14 protein-coding genes are annotated in these 16,278 nt (G+C 58.7%); 11 read left to right on the forward strand and 3 right to left on the reverse strand.

Translation table 11 applies throughout. The features are described 5' to 3' along the window. The first annotated feature begins 99 nt into the window (after positions 1 to 99). Together AB1E42_RS03220 and AB1E42_RS03225 are read left to right on the forward strand one after the other, a co-directional pair. The gene (locus AB1E42_RS03220) at positions 100 to 1,767 is read left to right on the forward strand and encodes an ABC transporter permease (RefSeq protein ID WP_368345560.1); all 1,668 of its coding nucleotides are present in this window, start codon (positions 100 to 102) and stop codon (positions 1,765 to 1,767) included. Positions 1,768 to 1,770: 3 nt separating this feature from the next. Further along, entirely contained in the window at positions 1,771 to 2,988 is a 1,218-nt protein-coding gene (locus AB1E42_RS03225; protein ID WP_368345561.1) for an ABC transporter permease subunit, read from the forward strand. 81 nt (positions 2,989 to 3,069) lie between these two features. Here AB1E42_RS03225 and AB1E42_RS03230 read toward each other — a convergent pair whose 3' ends face one another. Continuing rightward, complete coding sequence (locus tag AB1E42_RS03230) at positions 3,070 to 4,884, reverse strand: beta-N-acetylhexosaminidase (RefSeq protein ID WP_368345562.1); 1,815 nt, start codon at positions 4,882 to 4,884, stop codon at positions 3,070 to 3,072. A 10-nt stretch (positions 4,885 to 4,894) separates the two neighbouring features. Beyond that, the gene (locus AB1E42_RS03235) at positions 4,895 to 5,656 is read right to left on the reverse strand and encodes a GntR family transcriptional regulator (protein ID WP_368345563.1); all 762 of its coding nucleotides are present in this window, start codon (positions 5,654 to 5,656) and stop codon (positions 4,895 to 4,897) included. Positions 5,657 to 5,869: 213 nt separating this feature from the next. Here AB1E42_RS03235 and AB1E42_RS03240 point away from each other — a divergent pair, with 213 nt between their 5' ends. The 9 genes from AB1E42_RS03240 (at position 5,870) to nagA (ending at position 15,408) form a co-directional block, all read left to right on the forward strand. After that, a complete protein-coding gene (locus AB1E42_RS03240) occupies positions 5,870 to 6,787 on the forward strand; it encodes a carbohydrate ABC transporter permease (RefSeq protein WP_368345564.1) in 918 nt (305 codons plus the stop codon). A gap of 1 nt (position 6,788) precedes the next feature. Beyond that, positions 6,789 to 7,631 (forward strand): carbohydrate ABC transporter permease, encoded by an 843-nt coding sequence (locus AB1E42_RS03245; protein WP_368345565.1) that lies wholly within the window; start codon positions 6,789 to 6,791, stop codon positions 7,629 to 7,631. A 30-nt stretch (positions 7,632 to 7,661) separates the two neighbouring features. Beyond that, positions 7,662 to 8,873, forward strand: coding sequence for a sugar ABC transporter substrate-binding protein (locus AB1E42_RS03250; RefSeq protein ID WP_368345566.1), 1,212 nt, complete (start codon positions 7,662 to 7,664; stop codon positions 8,871 to 8,873). Positions 8,874 to 8,953: 80 nt separating this feature from the next. After that, positions 8,954 to 10,051: an ABC transporter ATP-binding protein gene (locus tag AB1E42_RS03255; protein WP_368345567.1), complete on the forward strand. Its 1,098-nt coding sequence runs from the start codon at positions 8,954 to 8,956 to the stop codon at positions 10,049 to 10,051. A 9-nt stretch (positions 10,052 to 10,060) separates the two neighbouring features. Next, positions 10,061 to 11,212: a Gfo/Idh/MocA family protein gene (locus tag AB1E42_RS03260; RefSeq protein WP_368345568.1), complete on the forward strand. Its 1,152-nt coding sequence runs from the start codon at positions 10,061 to 10,063 to the stop codon at positions 11,210 to 11,212. Then, complete coding sequence (locus tag AB1E42_RS03265; protein ID WP_368345569.1) at positions 11,212 to 12,222, forward strand: SIS domain-containing protein; 1,011 nt, start codon at positions 11,212 to 11,214, stop codon at positions 12,220 to 12,222. The genes AB1E42_RS03260 and AB1E42_RS03265 overlap by 1 nt, the downstream gene beginning before the upstream one ends. Then, positions 12,219 to 13,295 (forward strand): SIS domain-containing protein, encoded by a 1,077-nt coding sequence (locus AB1E42_RS03270; protein WP_368345570.1) that lies wholly within the window; start codon positions 12,219 to 12,221, stop codon positions 13,293 to 13,295. The genes AB1E42_RS03265 and AB1E42_RS03270 overlap by 4 nt, the downstream gene beginning before the upstream one ends. Continuing rightward, on the forward strand, positions 13,292 to 14,203 hold the full coding sequence (locus tag AB1E42_RS03275) for an ROK family protein (RefSeq protein WP_368345571.1): 912 nt from the start codon (positions 13,292 to 13,294) through the stop codon (positions 14,201 to 14,203). The genes AB1E42_RS03270 and AB1E42_RS03275 overlap by 4 nt, the downstream gene beginning before the upstream one ends. A gap of 89 nt (positions 14,204 to 14,292) precedes the next feature. Then, complete coding sequence (nagA, locus tag AB1E42_RS03280; protein ID WP_368345572.1) at positions 14,293 to 15,408, forward strand: N-acetylglucosamine-6-phosphate deacetylase; 1,116 nt, start codon at positions 14,293 to 14,295, stop codon at positions 15,406 to 15,408. A gap of 32 nt (positions 15,409 to 15,440) precedes the next feature. Here nagA and AB1E42_RS03285 read toward each other — a convergent pair whose 3' ends face one another. After that, positions 15,441 to 16,211, reverse strand: coding sequence for an IclR family transcriptional regulator (locus tag AB1E42_RS03285; protein WP_368345573.1), 771 nt, complete (start codon positions 16,209 to 16,211; stop codon positions 15,441 to 15,443). Positions 16,212 to 16,278: the final 67 nt, after the last annotated feature.

Below are 16,278 nucleotides of genomic sequence, written 5' to 3' on the forward strand. Positions count from 1 at the left end.
AAGGGAGGGGCCGAGTGGCCCCTCCTGACCAAGTTTTTCAGATAAACCGGCGGCGAAACGGCCGGATATCATAAACAAGAGAACACCAACGGGGTACACATGAGTGATACGACATCCTCCGGCCCAATGCTCGCTGCTGATGGCACGCCGCTAAAGACGAGCCTCGCACGCGCTTTGCGCCGCCAAAAGATCCGCGCGCTGGCACTGATCGCGCCGCTTTTGATTTTCGTGGTGGTAACATTCATCATCCCGATTGCGACAATGCTGTTCCGTTCTGTCGAGAACCAGATTGTCTCCGGTACCTTGCCCGAAGCGACCTATGAGCTTCAGGAATGGGATGCGAATTCGACCGAGGCGCCTGAAGAAGAAGTTTTCCAAGCGCTGTTTTTTGATCTTTTCAGAGCGGCTGAAGCCAAAGAGCATACCAAGCTCGGCACCCGCCTGAATTATGAAATGACCGGCACGTCGTCTCTGTTCCGGACCTCTGGCCGGAATCTCGACGATATTGGTGAAGAATGGCAGGACCCGATCGAAGATATCGCGCCTGCGCTGAAGGATGGCGAGACATGGTACGCCATGCTCTCGGGCACTGGCGGCGAAGCGCTGCTGGAGTCGCGACGCGACCTGTGGAACGGAATGGTCCCTGACGAATTTAACGGCGATGTGGGGCTTACGCTATCCGCCGATATGGTCGAGATGTTGCCCCTGACGGCTGCGGCCTATGCCGATTGGGCGATTTTCGAGGCGCTGGAGGAGGAACGCGACGTTTCCAAGCGCGATCCGTGGGAAGCGGTTTATGCCGCGCTCGGGCTTGATCTGCGCAACCCGGAAACAGTGGCAGCGGTGAACGCCTACACTGGCCCACATGCGGAAGACTTGCAGCTGGTTGCGGCGAACCTCGACCAGATGCCGGATCTGATGTTCCGCGATGCATTTGCCGGTCTGGACGAGGATTGGCTTGACCCCGAAGTGTGGAAGACAATCAAGATTTACAGCCCTGATTACACCTCGGGCTACTTCCTGAACTCCGTTGACATGGAAAAGGGCACCGACGGCGCACAGATGCGGCCGGAAAATCAGCAGATCTACATCAAGCTGTTCATCCGGACGCTGTGGATGTCGCTGGTGATTACCGGAAGCTGTATCCTTCTGGGCTATCCGGTGGCGTGGATTTTGGCGAACCTTCCGCTGCGCACGGCCAACGTGCTGATGATCCTCGTGCTTCTGCCGTTTTGGACCTCGCTTCTGGTGCGGACATCCGCTTGGAAGGTGCTGCTGCAACAGCAGGGCGTGATAAATGAAATCCTTGTTTGGCTTGGCTTTGTGGATGACGCGAACCGGCTGATCCTGATGAACAACGCGACGGGTACGGTCATCGCGATGACGCATATCCTGCTGCCGTTCATGATCTTGCCGCTTTATTCGGTGATGAAGACCATCCCGCCAAGCTACCTGCGCGCGGCGAAGAGCCTTGGTGCTACCAACTGGACAGCGTTCTGGCGGGTCTACTTCCCGCAGTCGGTGCCGGGCATCGGTGCGGGCTCGATCCTCGTGTTCATCCTTGCAATCGGCTACTACATCACGCCTGAAATCGTGGGTGGTACTGACGGTGTGTTTATCTCGAACCGGATTGCCTATCACATTTCCAGCTCGCTCAACTGGGGCCTCGCGGCTGCGCTTGGCACGATCCTGCTGGCGGTGGTTCTGTTGCTGTACTGGCTCTACGACAGGATCGTGGGCATTGATAACGTGAAACTGGGGGGCTGATTGATGGCATATGTAGGACCTTCTTTCCGTCCGGATCTGATGAGCTTCACCGCGCCTTGTACCGCGGCCCTTGGCGGCGCTTTCGGATTTGTCGTCGGCAATGCCTTCGACAACCATCCGTGGATCGGCGTGCTCATCGGTGCGGCTTTTGGGTTTGCGCTGGCATTCACCTTGAGCAAATTCGCAGTCAAGCGGACTGCGGGGCGCTGGGCGACGATTGCTCTTTGCGCGCTGGCCGGTTTCCTGTTCAGTAACCTCGGCGCGGCCGTGGCGGGCGGTTTGATCGGTGCGGTGCTGAGTTGGTTCTTTTACTGGCTTGATACTGGTGCCTATCGCAAGAACGTGCCGATCTACTATACGGCACGCGAAACGCTATGGTACAACACGTTCCTGTTCATCTGCGGGTTGGTGTTCTTCTTCCTGATCGCGCCGCTGCTGCCGGTGATGTGGTTGTCATTCAACGCGGAGGACTTCTTTACCTTCACGCCTGAAATGTTGGCCTTCGATCCGGTTGGTTATTCACTGAAGCATTATCGGGACTTCCTCGGTACTGACGAATGGATGGTGCCGCTGAAGAACTCGCTGATCATTGCGCCGATTGCGACGGTCATTTCGGTAAGCCTCGGGACGCTGGCGGCGATTGGCCTTTCGCAATCGCATGTGCCCTTCCGGCAGACGATCATGGCGATCATGATCTCGCCGATGATCGTGCCGCTGATCATCTCGGCGACCGGCATGTTCTTCTTCTATGCACCGCTGGGGAACTGGCTGGAGGCCACTCTGGGGCTGAACCAGTCCTTTGTTGGCTATGTTAAGGTCATCCTCGCGCACGCGGTTCTGGGAGTGCCGTTTGTCATCATCACGGTGACGGCGACGCTGGTCGGCTTTGACCGGTCGCTGACGCGGGCGGCGGCGAATATGGGTGCGAACCCTGTGACGACCTTCTTCCGTGTGCAAATGCCGCTGATCCTGCCGGGTGTGATTTCGGGTGGTCTTTTTGCCTTTATCACCTCGTTTGACGAAGTCGTGGTGGTGCTGTTCGTTGGTTCTGCTCAACAGCAGACCCTGCCGTGGCAAATGTTCACCGGCCTGCGCGAACAGATCAGCCCGACGATCCTTGCGGCAGCGTCGATCCTTGTGGCGGTTTCGATCATGTTGCTGACAACGGTTGAACTGCTCCGTCGCCGTTCCGAGCGGCTGCGCGGCTTGTCGCCGGGCTGATTGCGGACACTTCAAGAATGACAAAGCGCCCGATCCTGATGGTCGGGCGTTTTGCGTTTGAGTTAGCGGATCGCGCGGGCTTTACGCCTGATCCCAACCGATCTGATCGAAGAGCCGTGCGTAGGTGGCGCGCAGTCCAAGGAGCGTGTCGCGATCGGCTTGGTCTTTGCGGGCCCATGCCTTTGTCGCGATGCCCAAGATGCGGGGCGCAAGCATCGCTTCCATCTCATTGTCTTGGGTGGTGAACTCGGACCAGAAAGCGCCCTCGACGCCGATGATCTGCGCTTCTAGTTCCGGTTCGTCATCAGGGACGGGATCCCAATCGATCGTGTCTTCCAGTCCGATGATCGTGGCCCATGTCGCGCCCCAGTCATCGGGGGAGGCGGTTTGTGCCATGTCGAGATAGGTTTTCTGACCCGGCATCATAACGACCTGATTGCCCCTGCGGGCGGCCTCAAGACCGGGGCCTTGGCCTGTCCAGCTGAAGATGATGGCATCGGCGCCGATATTGGGAGTGCCAAGCGCGGATTCTTCCCATCCAGCAGGGGTTTTGCCCAAGGCGGACATGCGGGAAGCCATCTTATGCGTGATCCAACCCTGAAGATCTTGGGTGGTGTGCAGCCCTTCTTTCGCCATCAGGGCGCGGGCGGCGGGTGAGCCTGACCATGTGTCCTCGGGCAGTTCATCGCCGCCCAGATGGATCACATCAAACGGGAAAAGCGTGCTGATTTCGTCGGCCATTGATTCCCAAATGCGCCAAGTTTCGGGCATCGCAGGGTTCGCGACATTACGGAAATAGCCCTGAACCGATTGTTCGGTGCCTGTCTCTTCGGGGTCGCGAGTGTCGGGGTAGACGGCGCAGAGGGCGAAGGCGTGGGCGGGGATCTCGATCTCGGGAATGACCTCGATAGACAGTGCCTTCGCATGCGCCAGAATGCGGGAAACATCCGCACGGGAGTAGCTGCCGCCTGCATGTGGGCCGCCGCCGAACAACGCGGGGACAAGTGCGCCCTCGCCTCGGAAATGGGTTTTCGAGAGGTCTGGCAGGCTTGCCAGTTCGAGCCGAAAAGCCTCGTCATCAGCGAAGTGCCAGTGAAACCGGTTCAGCTTCAGAAGCGCCATCAGGTCGAGCAGACGCAGGATCGTCTCGACCTCGTAGAAATGGCGCGCGCAGTCCAGATGCTGGCCGCGCCACGAGAAGCGGGGCCGGTCCGTGATCGTGCCGCAGGGGACTGCGCCATCATGCAGGAAGATCAGCGAGGCGAGCGTGATGCCACCGTAGAAAACACCGGATTCCGTGCTGTGGCTGAGGGTGATCTTGGCTGGCGTGATCTCGAGGATATAGGCCTCGCTCGCCAGTGCCGCGTTGTGCTCCAAAACGATGGGCAGGCCATCCTCTGCCAGCAATTGCCCCAGACCGTTGCGCTGAAACAGTGCGTCCACCTCTTGCAGCGCGGAAGAACGAGAGCGAATGGATATGATGGGCGCCGAACCTCCGGAAGGCGCGAAGGAGGTGGGTTGGGGACACAGTAGAAGTGACGGCGCTGTTCCCGCGCCATAGGTCATCGCGCCGCGTTGAACGCCGGCTGGGCGCAGCTTGGGCAGGGTGATCACCTCATCTCCGCAGCGTAGATACGCGCCCATCGGTAGCCATGCTCTGTTTGCGGGGAGGAAGGCGGGGTTTTCGTACATCAACGAAAATGCGTAAGGCTGATCGGGTTGTAAATCGGGCAGCTGAATTTCGGTGTAGCCGCCGATGCTGGCCAAGCGCGTCAAGCCGTCAGCGGACAGGCTGGGCGCCATGCAGGAATAACACAATACCGGCGCGGCGAGGGCGCGGTCAGCGGTGATCTGGCAACGGATGATCGCAGCGTCGAGGGTAGCGGTGAATTTCACGCGGTGGCCCTCACGCTTGTTCGGGGCTGATTTCGGAGACGAAATCATAGATATCGGGCCGGTAAAGACCTTGGGTCAGTTCAATAGGGCGCCCGTTTTCAAGATAGCCGGTCCGATTGATTTGCAGGATCGCCGTGTTTTCCGGTACCTCCAGCAAATGCGCCTGTTGACCAGTGACGTTTACCGCTGTGACCCGCTGGATTGCGCGGCACGGAGCCAAACCTGACCGGCGCAACACTTCGTAGAGAGAAGTTTCGACGGCTTCAGGGCGCGGCAGGGCATCACTGGGGATGGCCGATTTTTCGAGCGCCATGGGGATGCCATCGGCGCTGCGCAGGCGTTCGATGCGGGAAATCTTTTGGTTGGGAGACAGGCCAAGCGCCATCATTTCGTCCGGCGTTGGGGTGTAAAGGCCGCGATCAATGATCGTGCTTGTGGCTTTGCGCCCACGGGCGGCCATGTTCTCGGAAAAAGACACGAGGCTGGAAAGCGATTGCTCGGTTCGCTGGGCCGGCCCGAGAACAAAGCTGCCGGAGCCGCGCTTTTGTTCGACCAACCCCGCATCGACAAGCTCGGCGACCGCTTTGCGGACGGTGACGCGACTGACATCGGCAATTTCGGCCAGATCGCGCTCGGCCGGAAGCTGATAGCCCTTCTCCAATTGGCCATCGGCAATCGCAGCGGCGATGTACCGAGAGAGCTGCAAGTAGCGTGAGCCCTCTTTGGGGCGGTACCACAGGTCTGTGCGGAAAAGATCTCTGTTCGCTTCCATGTGGCGCGCCCTTTTGGTATTTAATTTAGAATACCAATAACCAATTCTGGTAGCTGACAGCAAGAATAAAATCAAATAAACCCTCAATTTTGCTGCCTATTTTGAAAAAAATCATTAAAGGTATTATTTTGGTAGCATTTATTGGTAACATCCATATAGTTTGGGAATGGGCGGTGATTCCTTTGATGATTCACCGGCAATTCGGGAGGGGACATGACCAGTTCGTCACAAATTCAACACCCCAGGCGCCGCAGTTTGCCGGAGGCGTGGTTTGCGTGGTTGCTGATTGCGCCAGCGGTGATTTTCATCGGTGTAATCGTGGCGTGGCCCCTGTTCGAAACTTTTCGCCTGTCCTTTACTGACGCAAATCTGGGCGGTGAGAGCTATGTCGGGCTGGAGAATTACGCAGAGCTTGCCGATAGCCGTAAGTTCAAGCAGACGATCGTCCGGACCTTTTATTGGATGTTCCTATCGGTTGCTTTGAAGCTGGTGTTGGGCCTGATCGGGGCGACGCTGCTGAATGCGGCCGTGCCTGGCCGGGCGTTGTTCCGTGTTTTGGTGATGCCGCCTTGGGTGATCCCGATGGCGATCGGCATGATCGGCTGGCTGTGGCTCTATAATGGTGCCTTCGGCGTGCTTTCGGGGACGGCGCAGTATGTCGGCATTATCGACAAGGCGTTCGAATTCCTCGCCTACAAGCAGTCCGCTTTCTACTCTGCCGTGGTGGCCGATGTTTGGGTTGGCACACCGATGGTGACGCTGTTCTTCCTTGCGGCGATGCAAGGGGTAAGCCGTGACCTGTATGAAGCGGCGTGGGTCGATGGCGCGGGGCGCTGGTACCGTTTCCGCCGGATTACGATCCCGCAGATCATGCCGGTGATCGTGTCGATGGCGCTGCTTTCCGCGATCTTTACCTTCAACAGCTTCGAGATCATCTGGATCCTGACGGAGGGCGGACCGCGCAGCGCGACCACGACCCTTATCATCGATACCTACAAGACCGCGATCGGGAACTTCAAATTTGGCGAAGGCGCCGCGCGGGCGGTGGTGATCGTTGTCCTGCTGGCAATCTTCTCGCTGATCTACCTGTTCTTCCTGAACAAGGTGAACAAGCACTACGGGGTGAAGTAAGATGATGGACCGTTACACAAAGCTGCAAATGGCGGGCATCTACATTGCGGTTGCGATCTTCCTGATCTTCATCCTACTGCCGTTCTTCGAGATGTTCATGGCTTCACTTCGGCCGCTGGAGCATCTGTTCCGCAGTCCGTACCAGTTCTGGTCTGATGATTTTAGCTTTAGGGCCTATCGTGACATGTGGGTCACGGTGCCGCTCTTGGGGCGCTACATCCTCAATTCGGTGTTCATTGCCGGATCGGTGACGCTCCTGACGATGATATTGGTGGTGCCGGCGGCCTATGCCTATGCGCGGCTCGACTTCCCGTTCAAATCCGCATCGCTGGGGATGTTCCTTGGGGTCAATATGTTTACCGGCGCGGTGTTGTTGATCCCGCTCTATCGGGTGCTGAGCACGCTGGGCCTGCTGAACACTTATTGGGCGATGATTGTTCCCGGTGTGGCGTTCCTGATCCCGACCGGCATCTGGCTGCTGCGCTCGTATCTGGAAAAAATTCCTGTCGAGCTGGAAGAAGCTGCGTATGTGGATGGTGCGAGCCGCCTTTACACGTTGCGCCGTGTTGTGCTGCCGCTGGCGGTGCCGGGGCTGATCGTTGTCGGTACCGCGATCTTTATCGGTGCCTATGCGCAGCAATTCCTGTTCGCGATCACATTCAACCAAACGCGCGAATACCAGCCGTTGCCTGCCGGTTTGTTTGAGTTCGTCGGCTACCAGACGGTGACGTGGAACGAGATGATGGCTGCCGCGCTGACAGGCGTGCTGCCGGTGATGCTGATTTTCCTATTCTTGCAGAAATACCTTGTGGCCGGACTGACCGCAGGGGCTGTGAAAGAATAACAACCAAGGTCCAAAAAGGGAGAGACCAAGATGAGTAACCTGAAGACGTTAACAGTGGGAGCGGCGCTTCTTTGCGGGTCGGCGCTTTCGGCGCAGGCGGAAGAGCTGCACTTCATTATGTGCGGTGGTGAAGCCTTCCACGCCGACGAGAAGGTCGTTTCTGACTTTGAGGCTGCGAACCCGGGCGTGACGGTGAACCTTGAGCAGGTTCCGTGGGGCACTTGCCAAGACAAGGCGCTGACGCTCGCTGCCGCAGGCAACCCGCCCTCGATCGCCTATATGGGCAGCCGCACGCTGCGCCAGTTGGCCAACAACGATCTGATCGTTCCGGCGCAAATCTCTGACGAAACCCGCGGTGCGTACCAGCCGGGCATCCTGAACACCGTTACCATCGAAGGCACCGAGTGGGGCTACCCGCGCGCGTTCTCGACCAAGGCGATGTTCATCAACTGTGATCTGGCGGAAGCCGCTGGCGCTACCTGTGAAGCGCCTGAGACATGGGATGACATGTATGCGCTCGCCAAAGCGATCAACGACAACACCGACGCCGCAGGCGTTGGTCTTGCGGGCAAAGATTTCGACAACACGATGCACCAGTTCCTGAACTACCTGTACTCGAACGGCGGTGTTGTGATCGACTCGCAGACGGGCGAAAACATGCTCGACAGCGACCAGACCCGCGAAACGCTGGAGTTTTACGGCACGCTTGTGGAAGTGGCGCAGGAAGGCCCGACCGCTTGGGAGCGTTCTCAGCTGACCGACCTTTATAACGACGGTAAGATCGGTATGTACATTAACGGCCCGTGGGGACGTGGTGCGCATAACGACAGCATCAACGAGATCACCGTTCCGGTTCCGCATGGGCCGAGCGGCGATAACGGGACCATCCTGATCACCGACTCGATTGCCGTGTTCAAGGGCTCTGGCCACGAGGAACTGGCGCATGAGCTTGCAGCGATGCTGACAACTGGAGAGAGCCAATATGCGCTTGATACCGAGTGGGGCCTGACGCCGATCTTCGACTATGCGAAGCTCGGCTTCGAGAACCCGTATTACGAGGGTGACGACTACTGGCAGGTCTTTATCAACGGGATCGCGGCAGGTGGCCCCGAGCCGCTTGTTGAAGATTTCAAATCGCTTCAGTCGGTCTTCACCAACATGATCCAAGGCGTCATCCTCGATGACGACACCGTGGAAAACTTGGTTGAAATCGCGGGCGAAGAGCTCGACGACGCGCTGTAAGCGCAGCCTCCCTGATCCGGGCGGGTGGTGAGTGCCGCCCGGATCGCACTTCTCTCTCATTCGACAAACAGGATAAGCCCGTGGCAACTCTTGATCTGGAAAAAATCAGCAAATCATTTGGTGCAGCCAAGGTTCTGCATGACATTGACCTCGCCATTCGCGACAAGGAGTTCGTTGTCTTCGTCGGGCCGTCGGGATGCGGAAAATCGACACTGTTGCGTATCATCGCGGGGCTGGAAGAGGCGACAGCCGGCAAGATGGTCATTGGCGGTGAGGATGTCAGCGCCGCGCCGCCGGTCGAGCGGGGCATTTCGATGGTGTTCCAATCCTACGCGCTTTATCCTCATCTTTCTGTTTATGAAAATATTGCCTTCCCTTTGCGGGTCCAAAAGATGCCCGCTGGCGAACTGGACGCGCGGGTGAAGAAGGCCGCGGGTATCTTGCAGCTGACCGATAAGCTGCAACTGAAGCCGGGGCAGCTATCGGGTGGTCAGCGGCAGCGGGTCGCGATTGGCCGGTCGATTGTGCGGGAGCCACGGGTGTTCCTGTTTGATGAACCGCTCTCCAACCTTGATGCGGCCCTGCGCGGCGATATGCGGGTGGAGCTGTCGCAGCTGCACCGCGAGCTGGACGCCACGATGGTTTATGTGACGCATGATCAGGTTGAGGCGATGACGATGGCTGACCGGATTGTCGTTTTGAACGGTGGTCATGTAGAGCAGTTTGGAACGCCGATGGAACTCTACCATCATCCGGCGACCAAATTTGTAGCCAGTTTCATTGGCCAGCCAAATATGAATTTTGTCCCTGCCGTGGTGGCGGCAGTTGATGCGCAGGGCGTGAAGGTCGATCTGAAATCCGGCGGGAGCCTTGTGCTGCCTGTTGAGCCGGGGACTACCAAGCCGGGCGATGCGGTCGAGGTGGGTATGCGGCCCGAAGACCTGAGTGCTGGCGATGGCATGGCGCTTAACGTGAGGGTGCTTGAGCGCCTTGGCGGTGTGACGATTGCCTATGGCGCGCTCTCGGACGGGACCACCTTCTGCGCGTCTTTGGACGGGGTGACCGTGGCGAGCGAAGGAGAGCCGCTGGGATTGACGGTCAATCCGGCCGACTGTCACGTTTTCACTGCTTCCGGCGAGGTATTGCGCCGCAAGCAAGCCCCCATGTTTGACGTTTGAGGGGCTGCTGTGAGAGTAGCGACCGCTGGAATAGGGCTGAGGCCCGCGCATGTTCTTTCGATCTTTAAGGAGACGATGCCGGAGATCGAATTTGTAGGCTATGTCGACCCGCAATCGACCTACCTTGGGATGATCGGCGCGGAGGTTCCGCAGTTCGAAACCGTTGAGGAGATGCTGGCCGCATGCAAGCCGGATTTGTTCTTCGTGGGATCGCCGAACCGCTTTCACCTAGATCATATCCGCGCGGGGCTGGAGGCGGATGTTCCGCATATCTTCACCGAGAAGCCGGTGGTGGTTTCGATCCCCGAAACGATCGAGCTGGCACGCCTGTTGGCGCAGCATGGCGGGGCATCGCGGCTGATGGTGGGGCTGGTTTTGCGCTATTCCCAGCACATGGTGGATTTGCGGCAGGCGATGGCGGATGGGGCGCTGGGCAAGATCGTATCGCTTGAGGCCAACGAGCATATCGGGCCTTATCATGGCGCCTTTTTCATGCGCGACTGGCGGCGAATGGAGCATAACTCCGGCGGGTTCATGCTCGAGAAATGCTGCCACGACCTTGATATCTACAACATGGTCACCGGATCGCGGCCTGCGCGGGTGGCGAGCTTTGGCGGGCGCAAGTCCTTTGTGCCGGCCCATGCGCCGACTTCGAACGCGGAGGCGGAAATCTTTCATGTCAAGAAATCGATCTGGGATTCTGTCGACGATCCGTTCCATTCGGACGGGGACATCATCGATTTTCAAACGGCGATCCTCGAGTATGAAACGGGTGCGAGCCTTGCATTTCATACCAATCTGAACGTGCCCGACGAGCATCGCCGTTTCTGTATCCTCGGCGCGATGGGGATGGCGGAAGGGGATTTTGTGCGCGGTTTTCTGAAAGTGACGCGGCGGGACGGGTCAACTTATGCCGAACATGATTACACGCAGGGCGAACAGGCGCAGTTGAGCCATCATTACGGGGCGGATCATCTGATGGCGGCTGATATCGCCAAATATCTGCGCGGACAGTCTGCGACGCTCCCGGTTTCTATCGTGGATGCTTTGGAGGCTGGCGTTGCGGCGCTTGCGCTGGATCAGGCGCGTGCATCGCGGCAGGTCGTTGATTTGGCTGAGACGTGGCAGGAGTTCGACCAATACAAGCTGAGGGCGGTTTAATGATGGCAGAACAGCACGCAGCAGGCCGACTGATGGCGGCTGAACTGGCGGAGTCCGGCTTTGTGTTCAAAAGGGCGGCCATGCAAGATCACTCAGAGGCTGTGGCGCGGGTGGGTTTGGCGCAGGCGTCGGCTTTCTACACCATCGCGCGGGGGTCTTCGGACGCGGCGGCGAATATCATATCGTATGAATTCATGCGCGAGTTGGGCATTCCGGTGACGTCTTTGCCGCCGTCGGTCTTTTCCGTCGGGTCTGGAGTACGGATGGAGGGTAAGGCTGGATTGGTCATCTCCCAATCAGGGGCCAGCGAGGATTTGGTGCGTGCGACGAAGGGTATCCATCAGGCAGGTGGGCAGGTTGTGGCGATTACCAATGTTGAAGGCTCGGACGTGGAAGCTGCGGCGGACGTGACTTTCCGCATCGGGGCAGGGCCGGAGCTTGCGGTTCCGGCGACGAAAACGGTGATTGGTTCCATTGCTGCGGGATTGGCGCTGCTCGCTGCATTGAAGCCCAGTTACAAAGTTGCGTTGGAGGCGTCGGTCACGGCGTTTGATGCCATCGAAAATTTGCCGCCCGAGGTGCATGCGCGTCTGCGTGCGGCTTTGCTGCGCGCGCAGCATGTCTATGTCGTTGGGCGTGATACGGGCTTTGGTGCCGCGCATGAAGTGGCGCTGAAGATCAAGGAAACCTGCGCTATTCATGCGGAGGCCTATTCGGCATCCGAAGTGCTGCATGGCCCACTGCAATTGGCGACCAACCCGCTTACGGTGCTGGTGCTTGATACCGGCGCTCCAGGGACCGCCGAAAGCATCGACAATGCGGTCGCACGGTTCGGGGCAACCGGCGCGCATGTGGTACGCTTGACCCCAACAGCGGATGGATTGACACCGGCCGCAGCCGCGGCGGCGCTGTTACGCCATATCTATCCTGTTATTCTAGATGTTGCATTGGCCCTCGGGCTTGATCCAGATGCACCGACGACCCTTGCAAAGGTAACGATGACACGATGACAGGACGAGATCTCACCCGATGGGCCACATGGGACGAGATATGTGCGCAGCCGGATATCTGGAAGGATTGGGCGCGGACCTGCGATTTTGCAGCGCATCAAGGATGGATCGCGCAGCAGTCGTTTGACGAGGTGTGGTTCTGTGGCGCGGGAACCAGTGCGTTCATCGGCGACATCATCGTGGCGGGGCTTGAAGGCCAACGGGGTCTAGAGCGGTTTCGGTCGGTTCCGTCGACGGATCTCGTGGCGCGTCCGCAGGCGTTCCTGACCGGAAGGCGGCCACTGGTGGTGAGCTTCGGGCGGTCGGGGAATTCGTCTGAAAGTATCGGTACGCTTGATGCGCTGGATGCGCTCGCGCCGGATGCGCCACGTCTGAACATCACCTGCAACGGCGAAAGCACGCTGGCAATGCGGCAAGGGGTGAATAATCGTGTGATTGTTCTTCCCGAGGCGACGCATGACAGCGGTTTTGCGATGACAAGCAGCTTCTCGACGATGCTTCTGACGGCGTTGATGCTGTTTGCCGATGGTGAGAGCGACCCTGAGAAACTGCACCGCGCGGCGGTGGAATTTGCGCGGTTATTCCCGCAATTCGAGGCGGCGATTGGCGCGGCGCCTGAGCGCGCGGTGTTTCTTGGAACTGGCGCGATGACCTTTGCTGCGCGGGAAGCGGCGCTGAAGGTGATGGAGCTTTCGGCAGGGGCGATCCCGTGCCTGTGGGACAGCGTTCTGGGATTCCGTCATGGGCCGAAGTCGTTTGTGAATGACGGGACGCTTGTTGTTGTGTTCACCAGTGGTGCGGCCCCTGAAGCAAAATATGAAGCAGACCTGATCGCTGAATTGCGGATGCAGTTCCCTCAGGCCCGTGTGCTGGCCATCGGGCCTGAGGGGGACATTCTGATGGAGCATCCAGACGGGGCGGTTTGGGCCGCGCCGAATGCGATCCTCTATGCGCAACTTGCAGGCGCCTATTGGGCCGATGCGATGGGCTTGCACGTTGATGACCCCTTTGCAGGGCGGGGAACGCTATCAAGGGTGGTTTCCGGTGTGACGCTTTACGAGGTGGCGCGGTGATTGCCTATGCGGGGATAGATCTGGGCGGGACGAAGGCCGAGGCACAGCTGTTTGATACGGAGTGGCAGCTTGTCGAGCGGCGGCGTGTTTCGACGCCGGAGACGTATGAGGCTTTGGTCGAGGCGCTGGTGGAACTGGTTCGCTGGGTGAAGGACAAGGCGGAGATTGCGATCCCTATCGGGATCGGCGCGGCCGGTCTTGTTGATGAAAACGGCAATGCCTTTACCGCCAACCTGCCCGCTAAGGGGAGGCCACTACCGGCTGATATCGAGCGGGCGGTTGGCCAGAAGATCACATATGTGAATGACTGCCGCGCGCTGGCGCTTTCGGAAGCGGTGTTCGGGATCGGACAGGAACATAGAACGGTCGTATCGCTGATACTGGGAACCGGCGTAGGTGGCGGCGTCGCCTATGACACTTACCTACGACCCGGACCTGCCGGTGTTGGTGGTGAGTTTGGTCATATCGGCGCATCCGCTGCTGTTATTCAGGCACATGGTGTGCCGATATATCCGTGTGGATGCGGGCGGCGCGGCTGTATCGAGAGTTATATTTCGGGGCCGGGATTGGTGCGGATGGCACGCGACCTATGCGGGCTTGAGACGACGTCGCAGGCCATCGGCCAGCGGAAGGCAGACAACCCACAATTTGCGAAGGTTTGGAATGTATGGCTGGAGTTGACGGCGGATCTGTTGCTCACCCTCGTCCAGACCATTGACCCTGACGTGATCGTTCTTGGTGGTGGCTTGAGCCAGATACCGCATGTGGCTGACGAGTTGAGTGACCGATTGGCGAAGATCCAGATTGAAGGGTTCCGCGTTCCGCCCGTCGGGCTTGCAACGGGGGGGGATGCCAGCGGCGCGCGTGGCGCGGCTCTTGCCGCTGCGCAGGAGGCCGAGGGTGCCTGATATTTTGCGTGATATCGCCGCGCGGAACCGCGCGGAATGCCCCGAAAGTACGCTGGACCCTGATGAAGTGGGCAGCAAGGAGACACCCGATGAATAAAAAGACGTGGCTTCTTCCCCAAGCGGTCTTTGATGGACAAACCCTTCAGACAGAAGCGGCCATATGCATCGTTGATGGTGTGGTGGAGCGCGTGCAACCGGCATCGGAGGCGCCGGTGGGAGCAAAGGCTGTAGTTGGTATCGTCTCGCCGGGCTTGATCGATCTTCAGGTGAATGGTGGTGGTGGCGTGCTGTTCAATGCGACGCCGACCGTGGCGGGGATGGACAAGATCGCGGCTGCGCATCGGGTATTCGGGACAACGGCCATTTTGCCGACGATCATCACTGATGCGCCAGAGATTTTGGCGCAAGCGGTGGAGGCCGTTATCGCAGCACAGCCCAAGGCCGGCCTGTTGGGCCTGCACATTGAAGGGCCGCATATTTCGCTTTCGAGGCGGGGAACCCATGCGGCGCAATATGTGCGCCCGATGGATGACGCGACGCTGGCGCAGGTTTCGCGCCTGCGGGACGCGCATATTCCGGTGATGATCACCGTCGCGCCCGAAGCTATTACCAATGAGCAGATCAGCCAGCTTGCTGCGATGGGGGCTGTCGTGTCGATCGGGCATTCGGACGCCACATTTCATGAGGCGCGCGCGGCGATTGAGGCAGGGGTTTCCTGCGCGACGCATCTGTTCAACGCGATGTCACCGATGCTGAACAGGGCGCCTGGCGTAACAGGGGCGGTTATCAATTCGAGTGTTTATGCCGGGTTGATCGTCGATGGGATCCATGTGGATGACGAGATGATTGCGCTCGCGCGGCGTGCGCGGCCCGAAAAGGAGCAGCTTTTCCTTGTCTCTGACGCGATGCCGACGGTGGGTGGGCCTAGTCATTTCAGCCTTTATTCGCATGAAATTTCGGTCAAAGACGGGCGGCTTGTGAATGCGGAGGGGAGTTTGGCGGGGGCACATCTGACGCAGGCTGAGGGGCTTTATCGCTACGCGAATGTTATCGGGGTGCCTTATGAGGAAGCGCTGCGGGCAGTGATTACGGTGCCTGCCGAAGTGATCGGCTGCCCTGCGCTTGCGCGGATCGTGGGACGGCCCGCAAGTGACCTGATCCGGCTTTCGTCGGACTTGCGTTTTGAGGGGTATCTCGACCTCTGATCCGGTCCGTGATGGCTTGCGGACCAGTTGGCCTAATCGTGGGCGGCGAAAAGAACATTTTGAATTCGATTGGCGGCATCAGTGAGCAACTCAAGCCGTTCGAGCGCGCCCTCAATCGATATGCGTTGTGTCGGCCCATGAAAGGCTAGTGCAGCAAGGAAGCGGTCAGCTGGGTCGCAGATCGGCACCGCAATGGCGACCATACCTTCGAAGAACTCCTGTTCATCAAGCGCGTAGCCGCGTTTGCGAATGTCACGCAGTTCTTTGAGCAGCGTATCCGGCGTTGTGTGAGTGCGGTGGGTCATCGGCGTGAGATCGAGTGCAGAGACAAAATTCGCGCGGATCTTTGGAGAGAGGCTCGCCAAAAAGCATTTGCCGCTTGCGGTGCAGTGGAAGGGTACGTTTGTCCCGATTGGCAGCTGGATGCGAAACGGCCAATCAGTTTCGACGCGGTCAACATAGCGCATGCCTGAATCTTCCGCGACGACGAGGTTGACTGTTTCGCCCACTTTCGCGGCGACGTCGAGCAGGATCTGACGGCGGGCGATGTGATCGCGTGAATTGTAGAGCAGGCCGGACCCAAGCTCGCGCAGCCGGCGGGCGACGTGATATTTGCGCGAGTTTTCGTGGCGGGTGAGAAAACCCTCGGCTTCGAGCGTTGCGCAGAGCCGGTGGACGGTTTGCTTGGGCAGGGCGAGGTGTTCGTTGATCTCGGTTGCCGTCATTGGCGCATCGCTTTTGCCCAATACCTCAAGGATCAGGAGCGTTCTGAGATTGGTGGGGATGCGTTCGGAATCAGGCATCGGACCTTTGCCAGGAAGAAAAAAGTTGATTGCTACACGAATCATTGTACGCTCAACTCAAGATAAA

The sequence above is a fragment of the Pelagovum sp. HNIBRBA483 genome, from assembly GCF_040931995.1.
Taxonomy (GTDB): domain Bacteria; phylum Pseudomonadota; class Alphaproteobacteria; order Rhodobacterales; family Rhodobacteraceae; genus JAEPMR01.

What these genes read in the sequence shown, in the direction of transcription:
- AB1E42_RS03220 (WP_368345560.1), top strand. Translation starts at nt 100, where the DNA reads ATGAGTGATACGACATCCTCCGGCCCAATGCTCGCTGCTGATGGCACG.
- AB1E42_RS03225 (WP_368345561.1), top strand. Translation starts at nt 1,771, where the DNA reads ATGGCATATGTAGGACCTTCTTTCCGTCCGGATCTGATGAGCTTCACC.
- AB1E42_RS03235 (WP_368345563.1), bottom strand. Translation starts at nt 5,656, where the DNA reads ATGGAAGCGAACAGAGATCTTTTCCGCACAGACCTGTGGTACCGCCCC.
- AB1E42_RS03240 (WP_368345564.1), top strand. Translation starts at nt 5,870, where the DNA reads ATGACCAGTTCGTCACAAATTCAACACCCCAGGCGCCGCAGTTTGCCG.
- AB1E42_RS03245 (WP_368345565.1), top strand. Translation starts at nt 6,789, where the DNA reads ATGATGGACCGTTACACAAAGCTGCAAATGGCGGGCATCTACATTGCG.
- AB1E42_RS03250 (WP_368345566.1), top strand. Translation starts at nt 7,662, where the DNA reads ATGAGTAACCTGAAGACGTTAACAGTGGGAGCGGCGCTTCTTTGCGGG.
- AB1E42_RS03265 (WP_368345569.1), top strand. Translation starts at nt 11,212, where the DNA reads ATGATGGCAGAACAGCACGCAGCAGGCCGACTGATGGCGGCTGAACTG.
- AB1E42_RS03270 (WP_368345570.1), top strand. Translation starts at nt 12,219, where the DNA reads ATGACAGGACGAGATCTCACCCGATGGGCCACATGGGACGAGATATGT.
- nagA (WP_368345572.1), top strand. Translation starts at nt 14,293, where the DNA reads ATGAATAAAAAGACGTGGCTTCTTCCCCAAGCGGTCTTTGATGGACAA.
- AB1E42_RS03285 (WP_368345573.1), bottom strand. Translation starts at nt 16,211, where the DNA reads ATGCCTGATTCCGAACGCATCCCCACCAATCTCAGAACGCTCCTGATC.